The organism is Tabrizicola sp. (assembly GCF_016793705.1).
Lineage (GTDB): Bacteria > Pseudomonadota > Alphaproteobacteria > Rhodobacterales > Rhodobacteraceae > Tabrizicola.
The window spans coordinates 114,949-131,821 of sequence record NZ_JAEULO010000066.1; the positions used below are offsets into that span (position 1 = coordinate 114,949).

General features: G+C 67.7%; 14 protein-coding genes. 11 read left to right on the plus strand and 3 right to left on the minus strand.

The window, feature by feature from the left end; translation table 11 throughout:
- The first annotated feature begins 89 nt into the window (after positions 1-89).
- From JNJ68_RS17045 to JNJ68_RS17055, 3 genes are read left to right on the plus strand one after another with little or no spacing between them, the layout of a single operon-like run.
- Entirely contained in the window at positions 90-899 is an 810-nt protein-coding gene (locus tag JNJ68_RS17045; RefSeq protein WP_294984202.1) for an alpha/beta hydrolase, read from the plus strand.
- 57 nt (positions 900-956) lie between these two features.
- Positions 957-2,378: a metalloprotease TldD gene (gene tldD, locus JNJ68_RS17050; RefSeq protein ID WP_294984205.1), complete on the plus strand. Its 1,422-nt coding sequence runs from the start codon at positions 957-959 to the stop codon at positions 2,376-2,378.
- A gap of 7 nt (positions 2,379-2,385) precedes the next feature.
- Entirely contained in the window at positions 2,386-2,736 is a 351-nt protein-coding gene (locus tag JNJ68_RS17055) for a potassium channel family protein (RefSeq protein WP_294984207.1), read from the plus strand.
- 132 nt (positions 2,737-2,868) lie between these two features.
- Here the strand turns inward: JNJ68_RS17055 and JNJ68_RS17060 are convergent, their stop codons facing one another.
- Both JNJ68_RS17060 and JNJ68_RS17065 read right to left on the minus strand, forming a co-directional pair.
- Positions 2,869-5,169, minus strand: a complete 2,301-nt coding sequence (locus tag JNJ68_RS17060) for a Tex family protein (RefSeq protein ID WP_294984210.1) — start codon at positions 5,167-5,169, stop codon at positions 2,869-2,871.
- 60 nt (positions 5,170-5,229) lie between these two features.
- Entirely contained in the window at positions 5,230-6,879 is a 1,650-nt protein-coding gene (locus JNJ68_RS17065; protein WP_294984212.1) for a DUF2235 domain-containing protein, read from the minus strand.
- A gap of 206 nt (positions 6,880-7,085) precedes the next feature.
- Between JNJ68_RS17065 and JNJ68_RS17070 the strand changes: the two genes are divergently transcribed.
- From JNJ68_RS17070 to JNJ68_RS17105, 8 genes are all read left to right on the plus strand, one after another.
- Positions 7,086-8,153, plus strand: coding sequence for a LacI family DNA-binding transcriptional regulator (locus JNJ68_RS17070; RefSeq protein ID WP_294984213.1), 1,068 nt, complete (start codon positions 7,086-7,088; stop codon positions 8,151-8,153).
- Between the two features lie 157 nt (positions 8,154-8,310).
- Complete coding sequence (locus JNJ68_RS17075) at positions 8,311-9,633, plus strand: extracellular solute-binding protein (RefSeq protein WP_294984215.1); 1,323 nt, start codon at positions 8,311-8,313, stop codon at positions 9,631-9,633.
- Between the two features lie 133 nt (positions 9,634-9,766).
- Positions 9,767-10,711: a sugar ABC transporter permease gene (locus JNJ68_RS17080; protein WP_294984217.1), complete on the plus strand. Its 945-nt coding sequence runs from the start codon at positions 9,767-9,769 to the stop codon at positions 10,709-10,711.
- Between the two features lies 1 nt (position 10,712).
- Positions 10,713-11,654 carry a carbohydrate ABC transporter permease gene (locus tag JNJ68_RS17085; protein ID WP_294984220.1) on the plus strand — a complete coding sequence of 314 codons (942 nt, stop codon included), beginning with the start codon at positions 10,713-10,715 and terminating at the stop codon, positions 11,652-11,654.
- A gap of 94 nt (positions 11,655-11,748) precedes the next feature.
- Positions 11,749-11,937 (plus strand): hypothetical protein, encoded by a 189-nt coding sequence (locus tag JNJ68_RS17090; RefSeq protein WP_294984224.1) that lies wholly within the window; start codon positions 11,749-11,751, stop codon positions 11,935-11,937.
- 3 nt (positions 11,938-11,940) lie between these two features.
- The gene (locus JNJ68_RS17095) at positions 11,941-13,035 is read left to right on the plus strand and encodes an ABC transporter ATP-binding protein (RefSeq protein WP_294984226.1); all 1,095 of its coding nucleotides are present in this window, start codon (positions 11,941-11,943) and stop codon (positions 13,033-13,035) included.
- Positions 13,028-14,020 carry an ABC transporter ATP-binding protein gene (locus JNJ68_RS17100; RefSeq protein ID WP_294984229.1) on the plus strand — a complete coding sequence of 331 codons (993 nt, stop codon included), beginning with the start codon at positions 13,028-13,030 and terminating at the stop codon, positions 14,018-14,020. The genes JNJ68_RS17095 and JNJ68_RS17100 overlap by 8 nt, the downstream gene beginning before the upstream one ends.
- Before the next feature lie 12 nt (positions 14,021-14,032).
- Positions 14,033-15,661: a dihydroxyacetone kinase subunit DhaK gene (locus tag JNJ68_RS17105; protein WP_294984231.1), complete on the plus strand. Its 1,629-nt coding sequence runs from the start codon at positions 14,033-14,035 to the stop codon at positions 15,659-15,661.
- 59 nt (positions 15,662-15,720) lie between these two features.
- On the opposite strand, the gene JNJ68_RS17110 is transcribed toward JNJ68_RS17105, so the two are convergent.
- A partial coding sequence (locus tag JNJ68_RS17110) for an SUMF1/EgtB/PvdO family nonheme iron enzyme (RefSeq protein WP_294984234.1) occupies positions 15,721-16,873 on the minus strand: 1,153 nt, incomplete at its 5' end.

Sequence of the window (16,873 nt, forward strand, 5' to 3'; positions counted from 1 at the left end):
TCAAACCATATTAGCTTGACCGCGACAAGCAAAACCGTAGCGGCGAATCCGCGCCCTCGGCCACCCGCTCGGCGCAAGGAAGACGACCCGTGGCCTTCATCAAGCTGACCCTCGTCACCTTCGGCCTTCTCTACGCCGTGGCGCTGTCGGGCATGTACACCTTCCAGCGCGATCTCCAGTATTTCCCCACCCGCCGCGACCCGGCGCCCGAAGCTCTCGGCCTGAGCGGTGTCGCCCGGGTCGCGCTGGCCACGCCCGATGGCGAAACCCTCGTCCTGTGGACCAGTCCGGCGCAGGGAGACCGGCCCGTGATCCTGTTCCTGCACGGAAACGCGGGCGAGATCGCCGACCGCGCCGACCGTCTCGCCTTCTACCAGTCGCGGGGCTATGGCACTGCCTTCCTGTCCTGGCGCGGCTACGGCGGCTCGACCGGCCGACCCTCGGAAGCCGGTCTCCTGACCGACGCAAAGGCCGTCTACGATCACCTCCGGGCGCAAGGCGTCCCGCCCGACCGCATCGTCCTCGTCGGCGAAAGCCTCGGCACCGGCCCGGCCGTGATCACCGCCGCCGCCAACCCCGTCGCCGCCGTGATCCTCGAGGCCCCCTATTCCGCCGCCGTCGACATCGCTCGTCGCGCCTATCCCTGGGCACCGGTCGGCCTCCTGATGAAGGACCAGTACCGCTCGCGCGACCACATCGCCGCGATCAGCGCGCCGCTCCTCATCCTGCATGGAGAGCGGGACCGGGTGATCCCGCAGGGGTTCGGCAAGCGCCTCTTCGATCTCGCGCAGGACCCCAAGACCTTCCTCTCCCTTGGCCCGGTCGGACATGACGCGCTGTTCAGCCCGGCGACATGGGAGAAGGAAGCGGATTTCATCGACCGGATGGTCGCTCCTTGACCCTTCTCGCGCCGCGGCCCATCTCTGGCGCTGACAAAAGGACCGAAAGCCCCCCAGATGACAGAAGCTCCCTTCCGCCCCTTCGACACCCATCTCGACGAGACCGCCGCGCTTTCCACCCTGCGCGAGGCGACCGCCGGGGCCGATGACGGCGAGCTGTTCCTGGAAAGACGCCGCGCCGAAAGCATCGTCCTTGACGACGGGCGCATCCGGCAGGCGACCTATGACGCAAGCCAAGGCTTCGGCCTGCGCGCCGTCCGGGGCGAGGTCGCGGGTTACGCGCATTCGACCGAGATCACCGAAACCGCGCTCCGCCGCGCCGCCGAAACCGCCCGCCTTGCCGTGGGCGCTGGCGGCGGCACCCTCGCCCCACCCCCGCGCGGCACCAACACCCGGCTTTACCACGCCGACGACCCGATGGCCGACGCCGCCTTCCCGGTGAAGATCGATCTCCTGCGCGAAATCGACGCCCATGCCCGCGCGCTTGACCCGCGCGTGGTGCAGGTCTCGGCCACGCTCTCCGCCAGCCTGCAAGAGGTGGAGATCCTCCGCCCCGAAGGCACGCGGCTTGCCGACATCCGCCCGATGGCCCGCCTGAACGTCAGCGTGATGATCGAGGAGAACGGCCGCCGCGAACAGGGTGGTATGGGCAAGGGCGGACGACACGGGCTGGCCGAACTCATGTCGCCGGAAACCTGGAAACCGATGATCGCCGAAGCCCTGCGCATCGCGCAGGTCAATCTCGGCGCGGTCGACGCCCCCGCAGGCGTGATGGACGTGGTCCTGGGCCCCGGCTGGCCCGGCATCCTCTTGCACGAGGCCATCGGGCACGGGTTGGAAGGTGATTTCAACCGCAAGGAAACCTCGGCCTTTGCCGGACTGATGGGGAAACAGATCGCCTCAAAAGGCGTGACTGTCCTTGATGACGGAACAATTCCGGGCCGACGCGGCTCGATCTCCATCGACGACGAAGGCACGCCCTCGGGCAAGAATGTGCTGATCGAGGACGGCGTGCTGACAGGCTACATGCAGGACCGGCAGAACGCCCGGCTGATGGGCGTCGCCCCAACCGGCAACGGGCGGCGAGAAAGCTTTGCCCATATCCCGATGCCCCGGATGACCAACACCTACATGCTCGCGGGCCAGGACGACCCCGCCGGGATCGTGGCCTCTCTCAAGGACGGCATCTACGCGGTGGGCTTCGGCGGCGGGCAGGTCGACATCACCTCCGGCAAGTTCGTGTTCTCCTGCACCGAGGCCTACCGGGTCCGGAACGGCGTGGTGGGCGAGGCGGTGAAGGGCGCAACCCTGATCGGCGACGGCGCCACCGCGCTGAAAGGCATCCGCGCCATCGGCAACGACCTCCAGCTCGACCCGGGTATCGGCAACTGCGGCAAGGCCGGGCAATGGGTGCCGGTGGGGGTGGGCCAGCCCACCCTTCTGATCGGCGGGCTCACGATCGGAGGCCAGGGTGGATGAGGGCGGCATGACCACGCGATTCGAGGCGGAACGGCGGCGCGTCACGGCGTTCTTCGGCGCCCTGACCGGGATTTTCCTGCTGCTGCTGGGCGGTTCGACCGTGTTCTTCCACTATCAGGAAGGCTGGACCTGGATCGACTCCTGGTTCTTCACCGTCACCACGGTATCGACAGTCGGCTACGGCAATCTCGTCCCGGCAACCGACCTTGGCAAGCTCGTGACGACCGGGCTGATCTTCTGCGGCATCGGCCTTTTCGGCCTTGCCGCCACGCAGATCGCGCACAATCTGGTCACCCGTCGCGAAAACCGGCAGCGGGACGCCTCGCGACGGAAGGGACCCGAAAGCGACCAGGGCTGACTCCCGGCCACGTCAGGCCCAGGATCGCAAGCCCCGAGCACGCGCTTTGGCCGACCCAATCGCCGCATGGTCCGGGCGCCAGGCCATACTTGGTGCTTCACCGGCCCAGCAGGGGACCGTCGAAGCAATCACCTACCGCCCGAATTTGCCTTTCAGCGCGTCCGCGAACGCATTTCCCCCGCCCTGGGGCCCGGACTGCATCGGCCCCCGGACCGGCTTCGCGGGCGCACCCCCCCGCTCCTTCGCCTGGTCCCTAGCGCTCGCCCCGCCGTCCGATTTCATCGTCAACCCGATCCGCTTGCGGCTCACGTCTACCTCCACCACCCGGACCTTCACCACATCCCCGGCCTTCACCACCGCATGCGGGTCCTTCACGAAGGTGTCCGACAGCTGGCTCACATGCACCAGCCCGTCCTGATGGACGCCAATGTCCACGAAGGCCCCGAAGGCCGCCACGTTCGTCACCGTGCCTTCCAGCACCATCCCGGGCTTGAGGTCGGTGATCTCGTCCACCCCATCCGTGAAGGTCGCCGTCTTGAAGCTGGGCCGGGGATCGCGCCCCGGCTTTTCCAGCTCGGCCAGGATGTCCTTCACCGTCGGCAACCCGAACCGTTCGTCCACGAAAGCCGCGGGGTCCAGTCGCTTCAACGTTGCTCCGTCCCCCATCAGGCTGCGAATGTCCCGCCCGCAGGCCGCAGTGATTTTCCGCGCCACGTCATAGGCTTCCGGGTGAACCGACGAGGCATCCAGCGGTTCCTTCCCTCCGGTGATCCGCAGGAACCCCGCCGCCTGCTCGAAGGCCTTCGGCCCCAGCCGCGCGACCTTCAGCAATTCCTTCCGCGTGGCAAAGGGCCCATTGGCATCGCGATGCGCCACGATGGCCTCGGCCAGCCCCGGCCCCACCCCCGACACCCGCGCCAACAGCGGCGCCGAGGCGGTGTTCAGGTCCACCCCCACCCCGTTCACAGCATCTTCCACCACCGCGTCCAGCGATTTCGCGAGGCGATGCTGGTCCACGTCATGCTGGTATTGCCCGACGCCGATCGCCTTCGGCTCGATCTTCACCAGTTCCGCCAGCGGGTCCTGCAAGCGCCGGGCAATCGAGACCGCCCCCCGCAGCGACACGTCCAGTTCCGGAAACTCTCGCGCCGCCAGTTCGCTGGCCGAATAGACCGAGGCCCCGGCTTCCGACACCACAACCTTCACCGGCTTCTCCCCACCCGAAGGCAACAGCGCCAGCAAATCCGCCACCAGCTTCTCGGTCTCCCGGCTCGCCGTCCCGTTGCCGATGGCGATCAGCTTAACCCCATGCTGCCCGATCAGCCGGGCAATCGCCACCTGCGCGCCTTTGAGGTCCATCCTCGGCTGGAACGGATAGACAGTATCCGTCGCCACCAGCTTGCCCGTCGCATCCACCACCGCGACTTTCACGCCGGTCCGAATGCCGGGATCGAGGCCCATCGTCGCCTTGCCCCCCGCCGGGGCCGCCAAGAGCAAATCCTTCAGGTTCCGCGCGAAGACCCGGATCGCCTCGGCCTCCGCCGCCTCGCGCAGTTCCGCCATCAGGTCCAGCGTCAGCGAGGTCTTCAGCTTCACCCGCCAGGCCCAGGCCGCCGCCTCGCGCAGCCACTTGTCCCCCGGCCCCTGCCCGCCGGCCCCCACAGCCGCGCCACAGGCCCGCTCCGCTGGGCTCTCGCCCCGAGGCGCCTCGGCGTCGATCTCCAGATCCAGCACCAGCACCTCCTCGTTCCGCCCCCGGAACATCGCCAGCGCCCGGTGACTTGGCACCCGCGAGAACTCCTCAGAATGCGCGAAGTAATCCGAGAACTTCGCCCCCGCCGCCTCTTTCCCGGCAACCACCTTCGCCGACAGCTTCCCCACCTTCCGCATGTGGTCCCGAAGCCGCCCCAGCAGCGCGGCATCCTCGCTCAACCCCTCGGCCAGGATGTCGCGCGCGCCCTCCAGCGCAGCCTTGGCATCCGGAAAGCCTTCGGACAGGAAGCCGCCCGCCAGCGCCAGCGGGTCCGCCGACCGATCCGCGACAATCGCGTCATAAAGCCCCTGCAACCCCGCCTCGCGGGCGATCATCGCCTTGGTCCGGCGCTTGGGCTTGTAGGGCAGGTAGATGTCTTCCAGCTCCGCCTTCGTCCCCGCCCCGGCAATCGCCTTGGCCAGCGCCTCGGTCATCTTCCCCTGCTCGGTGATCGAGGCGACGATCGCCCCCCGCCGCGCCTCCAGCTCGCGCAGGTAGCCCAGACGTTCCTCCAGCTTGCGCAGCTGGGTATCGTCCAGCCCGCCCGTCACCTCCTTGCGGTAGCGCGCGATGAAGGGCACCGTCGCGCCGCCGTCCAGAAGCTCCACCGCAGAGGTCACTTGCGCGGGGGTCGCCCCGATCTCGGTGGCGATCAGGCGGGGGATCAGGGTCAGGCTCATGCGAATCCTCGTCACTCGGGGCGGGCACCTTAGCCGCGCCCCCCGACCGGGGAAACCCCGTCAGGGATCGAACCGCCAGACCCGCAGTGCCTGGTCCTTGATCCGGCCCCGCAGGTCGTCGCCCCACCACCAGAGCCCGGCCATCACCGCCAGAACCACCGCCGCCCAGGGCCAGATGTCGCAGTAAAGCGCCAGCAGCGGGCGGGGGTCGAGGCTGACCGCCGACCACCAGCCGGAAGCGATGCCCTTCAGGCCCGGCCAAAGCCCGCGCAGGCCCACACGGTCCAGCGCAGGCCCCAGCGGCAGGGCCACCAGCAGCACCGCGAAGCAGATCAGCGCCCGGTTCGCCCCGATCCGCCAGCCGATCAACCGATGCGCCCGCCGATCAGGCTCCGGTTCCGGATGCATCGGCGCCGGGCCGCAGCTGTCATGGCTGGACGGCACATCGCAGACGCTGGGGGCTCCTGGCAGAAGCAGCGGCGCATAGCCGTCCGCCCCGGTCCGGATCTTCTGCAGCACCGAGCGGTGCAGCACCGGCGCGCCCCTGCCGTTCTCGGCCTGCCCTGGCTTCGGCCGCGGGGCATAGCGGTAGCTCGCCGCCAGCCCCGCCCGGGAATCATGGATCAGCGCCCGGGGATAGCGCCGCGCGTCGAACGCCTCCCGCGCGCCGGGGGCAAAGCGCAGCCCCTCCTCGCCCGCAGCCTCCATGATCCACAACAGCGGGTCCGTCGCCACCGCGTCGTCGGGATAGCCCCCGCCCACGTCGGAATGCATCCCCGCAAACCAGGTCTCGCGCACCAGCGTCGGCGCCTCCGGCGTTCCCGCATCGGTCTGGTCGAACTGCAACGGATGAAAGGTCTTCCGCTCGTCATCCAGCGCCAGCACATGATCGGCCCGGGCGACGATCTTCGCGCAGACCCGGTTGCGGAAGATGATCGGCCAGATCAGCCAGCTCCACAGCTCGCGCAGGCCGACGAAGGGGAAGCCATAAGCCTCCACCGTGTCGAAAAGGCCCATGTAGCGGATGCCCACCTTGCCGCCGTCCTCGCCCTCCGGCGCATCCTCCCCCAGCGCCGGACGCCGCTCCACCGGCCGCGCTGCCAGCACCTCGGCATGGGTCGGCTGGCGGAACAGCCGCCGCTTCGCGCTGATCGTCCGGTCCCGCAGCCAGCGCAGCGCACCGATCCAGGGCGCCATCCTCAGCCTGCCGTCCTGCATCAGCGGTGCGGTCTTCTCGCGATAGGCCTCCCAGGCCCGCATCGCGTTCCGCTTCATCTCGGCATCCGTCACCGGCCGCTCGCCGACCATGAGAGGCATCAGCCCCTGCCAGCGGACCATCCCCGCCAGCGTCCTGACCGTGAAGGCCCCGCGTGAAAAGCCGAAGAGATAGATCTCGTCCCCCGGCTCCCAGTTCCAGCAGAGGAAGCGGTACAGCTTGCGGACGTTCGAGGGCACGCCGATCCCCGTCGCCCCATCGATCAGCCGCAGCACCCGGTTGCCCGAGGTTCCGACCCCCGGAATATAGCGCGCCAACTGCAACTCGGCCGGGGTCACCCCGGACTTCTCGGTCTTGTCCAGCGCGGAATACAACCGCCAGACATTCGACTCCTGCATGGCAAAGCTGCTGCCGGTGCCATCGGCGAAGATGACGATCTTCTTGCCCCGCCAGGGGGGCGTGATCGGGGGCGGGGCTGCGGTGTCTTCGGACATGACATTCCTCCAATCCGGAACGCGAAAGCTGAAATCACTTGGGGCCGTCAGGCCGGCGCAATGGTCGAAGCATGGCACAAAGCCGCTCCGGCGCAAGTAAGGAGCAAGACACTGGATACCGCTTTGCAGACCTTCATCATCCGGTCCTGATTGACGCACCTCATATTCCGTCGAATAGTCGCGACGGGAAGCGCTGGAGTTCGAGTTTGCGGCCGACAGTAACCGACATTGCCCGCGAAGCAGGTGTCAGCCTTGCCACGGTGGACCGGGTGCTGAACGCGCGACCCGGGGTGCGCGAGAAGACGATCCTGGCGGTCAACGAAGCCATTGCCAGGCTTGGCTATGTCCGCGATCTGACGGCGGCAAACCTGGCGCGGGGACGGTCCTACCGCGTCGCGGTCATTCTGCCGGATTCGGAAAGCCAGTTCATCCAGTCGCTGGCCGACGCGTTGATCGAGGCGGGTTCGGTGGCCGCAACCAGCCGAATCGAGCTGCGTCTGCACCGCTTTCCCGCCGAGGACCCGCATCAGCTGGCAGCTCTGCTGGCTTCCCTGCCGGAGAGCGACTATGTGGGCGTCGCGCTGATGGCCCAGGAAACGCCTGTCCTTCGGGATGCGGTCCGGTTGCTGCGGTCCAAGGGCATTCCGGTGGTGGCGCTCGTCTCTAACCTGCCGAATGCGGCCTGCGACCATTTCGTCGGCATCGACAACTGTGCGGCAGGCCGGACCGCCGGCGTCCTCATGGGCCGGTTCCTGGGCGGGGGACCCGGTCAGGTGATGGTTCTGGGCCAGTCCCTTCTGGCGCGCGACATGGTGGACCGTCGCCGCGGTTTCGACGAGGTGATGCTGCGCGACTTTCCCGGGCTGGATGTGCTGCCCTCGCTGGAAACCCACGGCTCTGGCCGCACCCTGCGCGACGTGGTGACCCGGCGTCTGGCCAACTCACCGCAGGTGCGGGGCATCTACGCCATGGGCGACGGGCACCGGGCCCTGACGCAACTGATTGACGAATATGGGCTTTCCGGTCGCATCACTGTGATCTGCCACGAACTTACCGCCCATGTCCGGACCGCCCTGGAGCAGGGTACGGTCACCGCCGTCATCACCCAGAACCTCGGGCACCTTGCACGCAGCACGCTGCGGGTCCTGCGGGCCAAGGCCGACAACCTGCCGCTGGACGAGGGGCAGGAGCAGATCCGCATCGAGATCGTCCTGCGCGAGAATCTGCCTCCCCAGTCCGATTCGCACCGCTCCAGCGCCGAAACTGCTGCCTGACCTCTCGCTTCAAGCGCTTTGGAAGGAAGCTGCGCCAGGAAATGAGGTACGCACCTCAAAAATGCTTTACAGGCCCGTCGTCCCTGCCTATCGTCTGACAAATCACAGAAGGTCCGGCATCCCGCACGGACACGTCACATCTCACCGGGAGGATTGCATGAAACGGACAACTTTCGCCGCATCCGCGGCTGTTGCGCTGGTCTGGGCAGCCCAGGCGCAGGCACAAGGCAGTGAACTGACCCTCTGCTGGGCGGCATGGGACCCGGCGAATGCGCTCGTCGAACTCTCGAAGGATTTCGAGGCCCAGTCCGGCACCAAGATGAACTTCGAATTCGTGCCCTGGCCCAATTTCGCCGACCGGATGCTCAACGAACTCAACTCCGGCGGCCAGCTCTGCGACCTGATGATCGGCGACAGCCAGTGGATCGGCGGTGCTGCCGAAAACGGCTGGTACGTCAAGCTGAACGACTTCTTCGCCGCCGAGGGCATCTCGATGGATGCTTTCGTCCCCGCCACCGTGACCGGCTATTCGGAATGGCCGAAGAACACCCCGAACTACTGGTCGCTGCCCGCCTTCGGCGACGTGGTCGGCTGGACCTACCGCAAGGACTGGTTCGAGCGGCCAGAAATCCAGACCGCCTTCAAGGAGAAATACGGCCGCGACCTGACGCCCCCCGCCACCTTCGCGGAGCTGAAGGACGTCGCCGAATTCTTCCAGGGCCGCGACATCGATGGCAAGACGGTCTACGGTGCCTCGATCTACACGGAACGCGGCTCGGAAGGCATCACGATGGGGGCGATGGACGTCCTCTATTCCTTCGGCTTCAAGTACGACAACCCCGACAAGCCCTATGAGATGGAAGGTTTCGTCAACTCCGACGGCGCGGTCGCGGGGCTGGAATTCTACAAGTCGCTTTACGATTGCTGCGTCGCCCCGGGCACGTCCAACACCTACATGGGCGAAGGCATCGACGCCTACAAATCGGGGCAGGTCGCGCTCCAGATGAACTTCGCCTTCACCTGGCCGGGCTTCGAGACCGATCCCAACGTCGGCGGCGGCAAGACCGGCTATCTGGTGAACCCCGCCGGCCCCGGCGGCGAACGCTTCGCCCAGCTGGGCGGACAGGGCATCAGCGTCGTCGCCAACACCGACAACATGGACGGCGCGCTGGCCTATATCAAATGGTTCGCCCAGAAGGACGTGCAGGAAAAATGGTGGTCGATGGGCGGCTTCTCCTGCCTGCGCGCCGTGGTCGAGGACCCGGCCTTCGCCACCAGCCAGCCCTATGCGCAGACCTTCCTCGACTCGATGGCGATCGTGAAGGACTTCTGGGCCGAGCCCTCCTATGCCTCGCTGCTCCAGGCCTCGCAGGCGCGGTTCCACGATTATGTGGTCGCCGGCAACGGCACCGCGAAAGAGGCGCTGGATGGTCTGATCGCCGACTGGACCGAGGTTTTCGAGGACGAAGGCAAGCTCTGACCCCGCCTCTCCTCCGGCCCCGGACCCGCTCCGGGGCCTCCTCCAGAGAACCTGCAAATCTGCGCTCCCTTCCTGCGGGAAGGGGGTAAGGTGAAGGGGCCAACGCCCCTTCCCCCGCCCACGGGATCACCGCATGCCAAACCCCATCGACATCGCCGCCACCGCCACGCCGCCGAGCCTCGCGCGCAAGGTCCGCGGCCTGTCCGACCGCACCATCGCCTGGATCTTCGTCGCCCCCACGATCTTCCTTCTGCTGGCGATCAATATCTTCCCGCTGATCTGGACGATCCGGCTCTCCTTCACCAACTACGCCGCGAACAAGCCGAATGCCGAGGTGAAATGGGTCGGCCTGCGCAACTACACCCGCATCCTCACCGACGAGGATATCTGGTCGCACATGACCACGACGGCGCATTTCCTGATCTGGACCATCGTGTTGCAGGTCATCATCGGCTTCACCCTCGCCTGGCTGATCAACCGCAAGTTCAAGGGCAACGACCTGCTGACCACGCTGATCGTGGTGCCGATGATGCTGTCGCCCGCCGTGGTCGGCAACTTCTGGACCTTTCTCTACCAACCGCAGATCGGCGTCGTGAACTACATCGTCGAATTCTTCACCGGCATCCCCGCCAACAGCTTCTCGATGCTCGGCCCCGGTGGCCTCGCCCCCTGGTCGATCATCATCGTCGACACCTGGATGTGGACGCCCTTCGTCATGCTGATCTGCCTCGCGGGCCTGCGCTCGATCCCCGACTACATCTACGAGGCCGCCGAGGTCGACCGCGCCTCCAGATGGCGGCAGTTCTGGACCATCACCGTGCCGATGGTGCTCCCCTTCCTGATGCTCGCCGTCCTGTTCCGCGGCATCGAGAACTTCAAGATGTTCGACATGGTCAACCTCCTGACCGGCGGCGGGCCGGGCAGCGAGACGCTCCTCACCTCCATCGACCTCAAGCGCGAAGCCTTCGAGAAATGGCGCACCGGCTATTCCAGCGCCTACGCGATCATCCTCTTCGTCACCGTCTTCGGCCTGGCGTCGATCTACGTCAAGGCGCTGAACAAAGTGAAGGAGCGTTGAGATGAGCGCCCATGCCATCACCGAACCCTCGAAGGCCTCGAAATGGGCCGCGGGCCTCCTGGTCACGCTCTACACGATCATTACCCTGCTGCCCCTGGTCTGGATCATCTCCACCAGCTTCAAGACCGGGCCGGACTCGATCAGCTACCCGCCGAAGGTGTTCTTCGAGCCGACGGTCGAGGGCTACGTCAACCTCTTCACCACCCGCACCCGCCCTGCCGTGTCGGAACTGGAATCCCTCCCCCCGCCGCAAGGCCTGATGGAGGAGATCGCCCGCCGCCAGGGCACCATCATCACCGGCCCCAGCCGCTTCGGCGAGCGCTTCCTGAACTCGGTGATCATCGGCTTCGGCTCGACCGCCCTCAGCATCATCCTCGGCACGCTCGCCGCCTATGCCTTCTCGCGCTTCAAGGTACCGCTGAAGGACGATCTCCTGTTCTTCATCCTCTCTACCCGGATGATGCCGCCCATCGCCGTCGCGATCCCGATCTACCTGATGTATCGCCAGCTGGGCCTCTCGGACACTCATCTGGGCATGATCCTCCTCTACACTGCCGTGAACATCTCCCTCGCCGTCTGGCTCTTGAAGGGCTTCATCGACGAGATCCCCCGCGAATACGAGGAAGCCGCCCTCATCGACGGCTACACCCGCTTCCAGGCCTTCCGGAAGGTCGTCCTGCCCCAGGCCGCCACCGGCATCGCCTCGACCGCGATCTTCTGCCTGATCTTCGCCTGGAACGAATATGCCTTCGCGGTCCTCCTCACCTCCGGCAACGCCCAGACCGCGCCGCCCTTCATCCCCACGATCATCGGCGTCGGTGGCCAGGACTGGCCCGCCGTGGCCGCCGGGGCAACGCTCTTCCTTTTGCCGGTGATGATCTTCACCATCCTTCTCCGCAAGCACCTCCTGCGCGGTATCACCTTCGGGGCGGTGCGCAAATGATCCGGCCCCAGCTATTCATCTTTGCCCAAATATCCCCGCCGGAGGCATCCGGCCGCAGCCACCGGCGCACCCCCATCCGCGAAAGGAGCGCCCGATGACCGCCTTCCTCACCGGCCTCCTCCACCTGCGCCGCGGCCCGTGGGAGATGCTGGCCACCATCCTGATCGCGCTCGGCGTGGTGATGCTGATGCAACCCTTCTTTCTCTGGGCCTACAGTTGGTCCTTCCTCGTGACCCTCGTCGGCACGGTGATGTTCATCATCACCAGCCATTTCCCGGAGTAAGCCTTGGCCGAGATCGTCATCCGCAACCTCCGCAAGGAATTCGGCGCCTTCACGGCCGTGCAGGGCTCGACCTTCACCATCCGGGACGGCGAGTTTTTCATGCTCCTCGGCCCCTCGGGCTGCGGAAAGACCACCACCCTGCGCATGATCGCGGGCCTCGAACTGCCGACCTCCGGCGAAATCCTGATCGACGGTGAGGATGTCTCGCAACGCCCCGCCTCGCAGCGCGACATCGCCATGGTGTTCCAGATGTTCGCCCTCTACCCGCACATGAACGTGCGGAAGAACATCGCCTATCCCCTTGTTTCCCAAGGCGTCCCGAAGGCCCAGGTCCAGCGCAAGGTGGCCGAGGTCGCCCGCATCCTCCGCATCGACCACCTGCTCGACAAGGGCGTCGGCGGGTTGTCCGGCGGCGACCGCCAGCGCGTTGCCCTCGGCCGCGCCATCGTGCGCAACCCCAAGGCCTTCATGATGGACGAACCGCTCGGCGCGCTCGACGCCGAATTCCGCGAGATCATGGCCGAGGAACTCCGGGCCCTCCACGACCGGATGCATGCCACCACCGTCTACGTCACCCACGACCAGCTGGAAGCGATGCAGATGGGCGACAAGATCGTGGTCATGAACCATGGCGTCGTCGAACAGTTCGGCACGCCGCAAGCCATCTACGACCACCCCGCCACGCTTTTCGTCGCCGATTTCATCGGCAGCCCGGCGATGAACTTCCTGCGCTTCGAGGGCAACGCCGCCGCAGGGGCCGACACCGTCACCCTCGGCGACATCCCCATCGCCCTTCCCCAGCTCCAGGAACCCGCCAAGGGCCAACTCGTCCTCGGCGTCCGCCCCGAACACGTCGCGCTATCCGACACCGCCCCCCTCAAGGGCCGGATCGAAGCCGCCGAATACCTCGGCACCACCCAGATCGTCACCCTCTCCACCCCCTTCGGCCCGGTGAAGGCCCGTACCCCCTCCACCACCCCGGCAAAACCCGGAGACCTCACCGGCCTCGCCCTCAACGCCCCCCGTCTTGCTCTCTTCGACGCCACCACCGGCCGCGCCTTCCGCACCGCCGCCAACGCCGGGGTCCATCATGGCTGAGGTCACGCTCTCGAACCTGTCGAAATCCTTCGGCGCCACTCAGGCCCTGAAGGATGTCACCATGACCATCCCCACCGGCGCCTTCGTCGTCCTCCTCGGCCCCACCGGAGCCGGGAAAACCACCACCCTCCGCCTCATCGCCGGCCTCGACAAACCCGACAGCGGCGACGTCCGCATCGCCGGTCAGTCGGTGGTCCTCGACACCCCCGCCCAGCGCGACGTGGCGATGGTCTTCCAGCAATATTCGCTCTACCCCCACCTCACCGTCCGCGACAACCTGGCCTTCCCCCTCCGCTCGCCCATGATCGCGATGCCCGAAACCGACATCGCCAAACGCGTGCAGGAGGTGGCCGAGGTTCTCCGCATCCCCCACAAGCTCGACAACAAGGCTACCGCGCTCTCGGGCGGCGAGATGCAGCGCGTCTCCATCGGCCGGGCCCTGGTCCGCAACCCCCGCATCTACCTGATGGACGAACCGCTCTCCTCGCTCGACGCCAAGCTCCGCGCCGACCTGCGGATCGAGCTGAAACGCATCCACCAGGACCTCAAGGCCACCTTCCTCTACGTCACCCACGACCAGATCGAGGCGATGACGATGGCCACCCATGTCGGCGTCCTCGACCACGGCCGCCTCGTCCAGTTCGGCACGCCCCGGGACATCTACGAAAACCCCGTCTCGACCTATGTCGCCTCCCGCCTCGGCCAGCCGCACATCAACCTTCTGCCTGCCGTCGCCTTTCCCGGCGCCCCCGCAAACGCCGCGACCATCGGCCTGCGCCCCGAGCACATCCACATCGGCGATGGTCAGGACGCCACGATCCAGCGGATCGAGCACCTGGGCGACCAGACCCGCCTGCACCTCACGCTCGGTCCCCACAGCCTCATCACCCTCACCGAACCCCACACCACCCTGAAACCCGGGGAACCGCTGAAAATCCGCCCGCACGATCCGCTCTGGTTCGACGCCACCGGCAATCGCATCTGAAAGGCCAACTCCATGAAACAGTTCATGAACTCCCGCGAAAGCCTCGTCACCGAAGCCATCGACGGCCTGCTCAGAACCTCCGGCGGAAAGCTCGCCCGCCTCGACGGCTACCCCCATATCCGCGTCGTGATCCGCACCGACTGGGACCGCGCCAAGGTCGCTCTGGTCTCCGGCGGCGGCTCCGGCCACGAACCCTCGCACGCCGGTTTCGTCGGCCAGGGCATGCTGACCGCCGCCGTCTGCGGCGACGTCTTCGCCTCGCCTTCCGTCGACGCCGTCCTCGCGGGCATCCTCGCCGTCACCGGCAAGGCGGGCTGCCTGCTCATCGTCAAGAACTACACCGGCGACCGGCTGAACTTCGGCCTCGCGGCGGAGCGGGCCCGCGCGCTCGGGCGCGACGTCGAGATGGTCATCGTCGCCGACGACGTCGCCATCCCCGGCGCGCCGCGGCCGCGGGGCCTGGCCGGCACGCTGCTCGTGCACAAGGTCGCGGGCCACCTCGCTCGCGCCGGCGCCTCCCTCGCCGAGGTCCGGGCCGCTGCCGAGCGCGCGGCCCGCGCCGTCGTCTCCATCGGCATCTCCCTCTCGTCCTGCACGATCCCGGGACAGCCCGCCGAGAGCCGCATGGGCCCCGCCGAGGTCGAGCTCGGGCTCGGCATCCACGGCGAGCCCGGCGCCACGCTCATCCCGCTCGCGCCGGTGCGCGAGCTCGCGGCGACCCTGGCCGCGCGCCTTGAGACCTCGCTGCCGCCCGGCGCGAAGGTTGCGCTCTTGCTGAACGATCTGGGCGGCGTGCCTCCCATCGAGATGGCGATCGCGGCGCAGTCCGTGCTGGACGCCATGACCCGCGAGGTCGCCCTCGTCTTCGGACCGGAGCGGCTGATGACCTCCCTCGACATGAAGGGCTTCTCGGTCTCGGCCCTGCCTCTCGATGAAGAGCTGGAGCGGGCGCTCCTGAGCGAGGTCGGTCCCCGCGCATGGGCGCCCGGGCGCCGGCCTGGTGCGGTCGCGCCGCTGCCGCTGCCAGAGGCCTCGAGCGGTCGTTCCTACGCTGCGTCGGCGCACCCGGCGCGGCGCGCGATCCTCGAGCGCATCGGCGCCGCCTGCATCGCGGCTCAGGCCGAGCTCGATGCCCTGGATGCGAAGATCGGCGACGGCGACACCGGCACCACCCTGGCGACCGCGGCGCGCGCGCTGCTCCGCGATCTCGACCGGCTGCCGCTCGGGGACGGCGCCGCCCTCTGTGCCGCCATCGCCGACCGGCTGTCCACGGTCATGGGCGGCTCGAGCGGGATCCTGCTCTCGATCTTCGTCGCGGCCATGGGGGCGCGAGCGGGCGAGCCGCCGCAGTGGCCCGCGGCGCTGCGGGCGGGCGCCGTCGCAATGCAGCGCTACGGCGGGGCACAGGAGGGCGACCGCACCCTGCTTGATGCCCTCCTGCCGGCGATCCAGGCGCTCGAGGCCGGCCAGGATCTCGCCGCGTCCGCGCACGCCGCGCGCGAAGGTGCAGCCCGCACCGCCGCGATGACGAAGGCCCACGCAGGGCGCGCCAGCTACGTGCGCGAAGACGCGCTGCGTGGTGTCGCGGATCCCGGCGCCACCGCGGTCGCGGTGATCCTCGAAGCGCTGGCGCGGACCTGAGCATCCGCTGCAGCGCCGTCCTTCCGCGCCGTCCATCAGCGGGCAAGCAAGGGCGCGGGCTACTCGCCCCGTGAGCGGAGCGGATACGACGCGCACACTCGTGCGCCGACGGCCGGATCCCGGAACCCGGGATCGAGCGGGGTCCGGTTGGTGCTGCGAGCCGCGATTGCGCCCATGAAGTACCCGCCGCCCCGCGCCACGACCTCCCCCGGCGAGAGCGAGGAATCGACCCACTCGAAGACGTTCCCGGCCAGGTCCACCAGCCCGAACGGGCTCACAGAGGCCGGATAGGAACCGACGGAGTCCGGTCCCGCGCTGCTCAGATCCTTTCCGTAGGTCTCGTCGAAGTTGGCTTCGTCCGCTGCCAGCGCGGTGCCGTGCGGATACTCGCGATCATCGGCACCGCGGGCCGCACGCTCCCACTCCTTTTCGCTGCACAGACGCGCCCCCGGGACGCGCCCGCTCCGATCGAGCCAGGCCGCATAGGCGCGGATATCCGCAGGACCGATGCCCGAGACCGGGAGGCGCAGCCAGTCCTGCTCCCTCCGGAGCTTGCGCGAGGGGTATACGAGCGCCTCTCCGGTCCGCGCCCGGTGCGCCTGCGAGACGGGCTGCAGCATCAGCCGCCAGCTGTGCGCGCCGACCTCCTCAAGCTCCACTCCGCCGCCGATTCCTCCCTTTGGGACGTGAATGGCGTGCTGTGCGCGCTCTGCGGGCGGCAGCGATTCCAGGAACTGCACCCACTCTCCGTAGGTCACTTCCGCGCGCCCGATGACATAGGCCCCGGACTCCACCTCGTGGACCGGTACCGTCGAGAGGAAGCCCTGTCGAACGGACTCCTCGGCGCTGGTCCCGAACAGGAAGCGTCCGCGCGGGATGTAGACAAATCCTTCCGGCAGCTCCGCTCGCGCCGGCAGATCGAGCGCGATGTGACGGCGCTCGGCCCCGCGGACCAGGACTGGATAGCTGACAGGAGTCCGCTCCTCGTGTGTGAAGGAGAGCAGATAGGAGCCTTCCTTGAGCGAGACTTCCCGCAGCGGAGTACGCCCCAGCTCCTCATCCTGTCCAAGCTGGCGCCGCCCCTGCGCGTCTTCGGTGTACCGCTGCATCCGGATCCGCGCGCCCGCCGGGTTCGTCTCGATCGTCAGCTGCGCGGGGGCCTGCCAGCGGCGCTGCCTCTCCCCTTGCGTGTCAGAGAGCGCCATGCGCTGC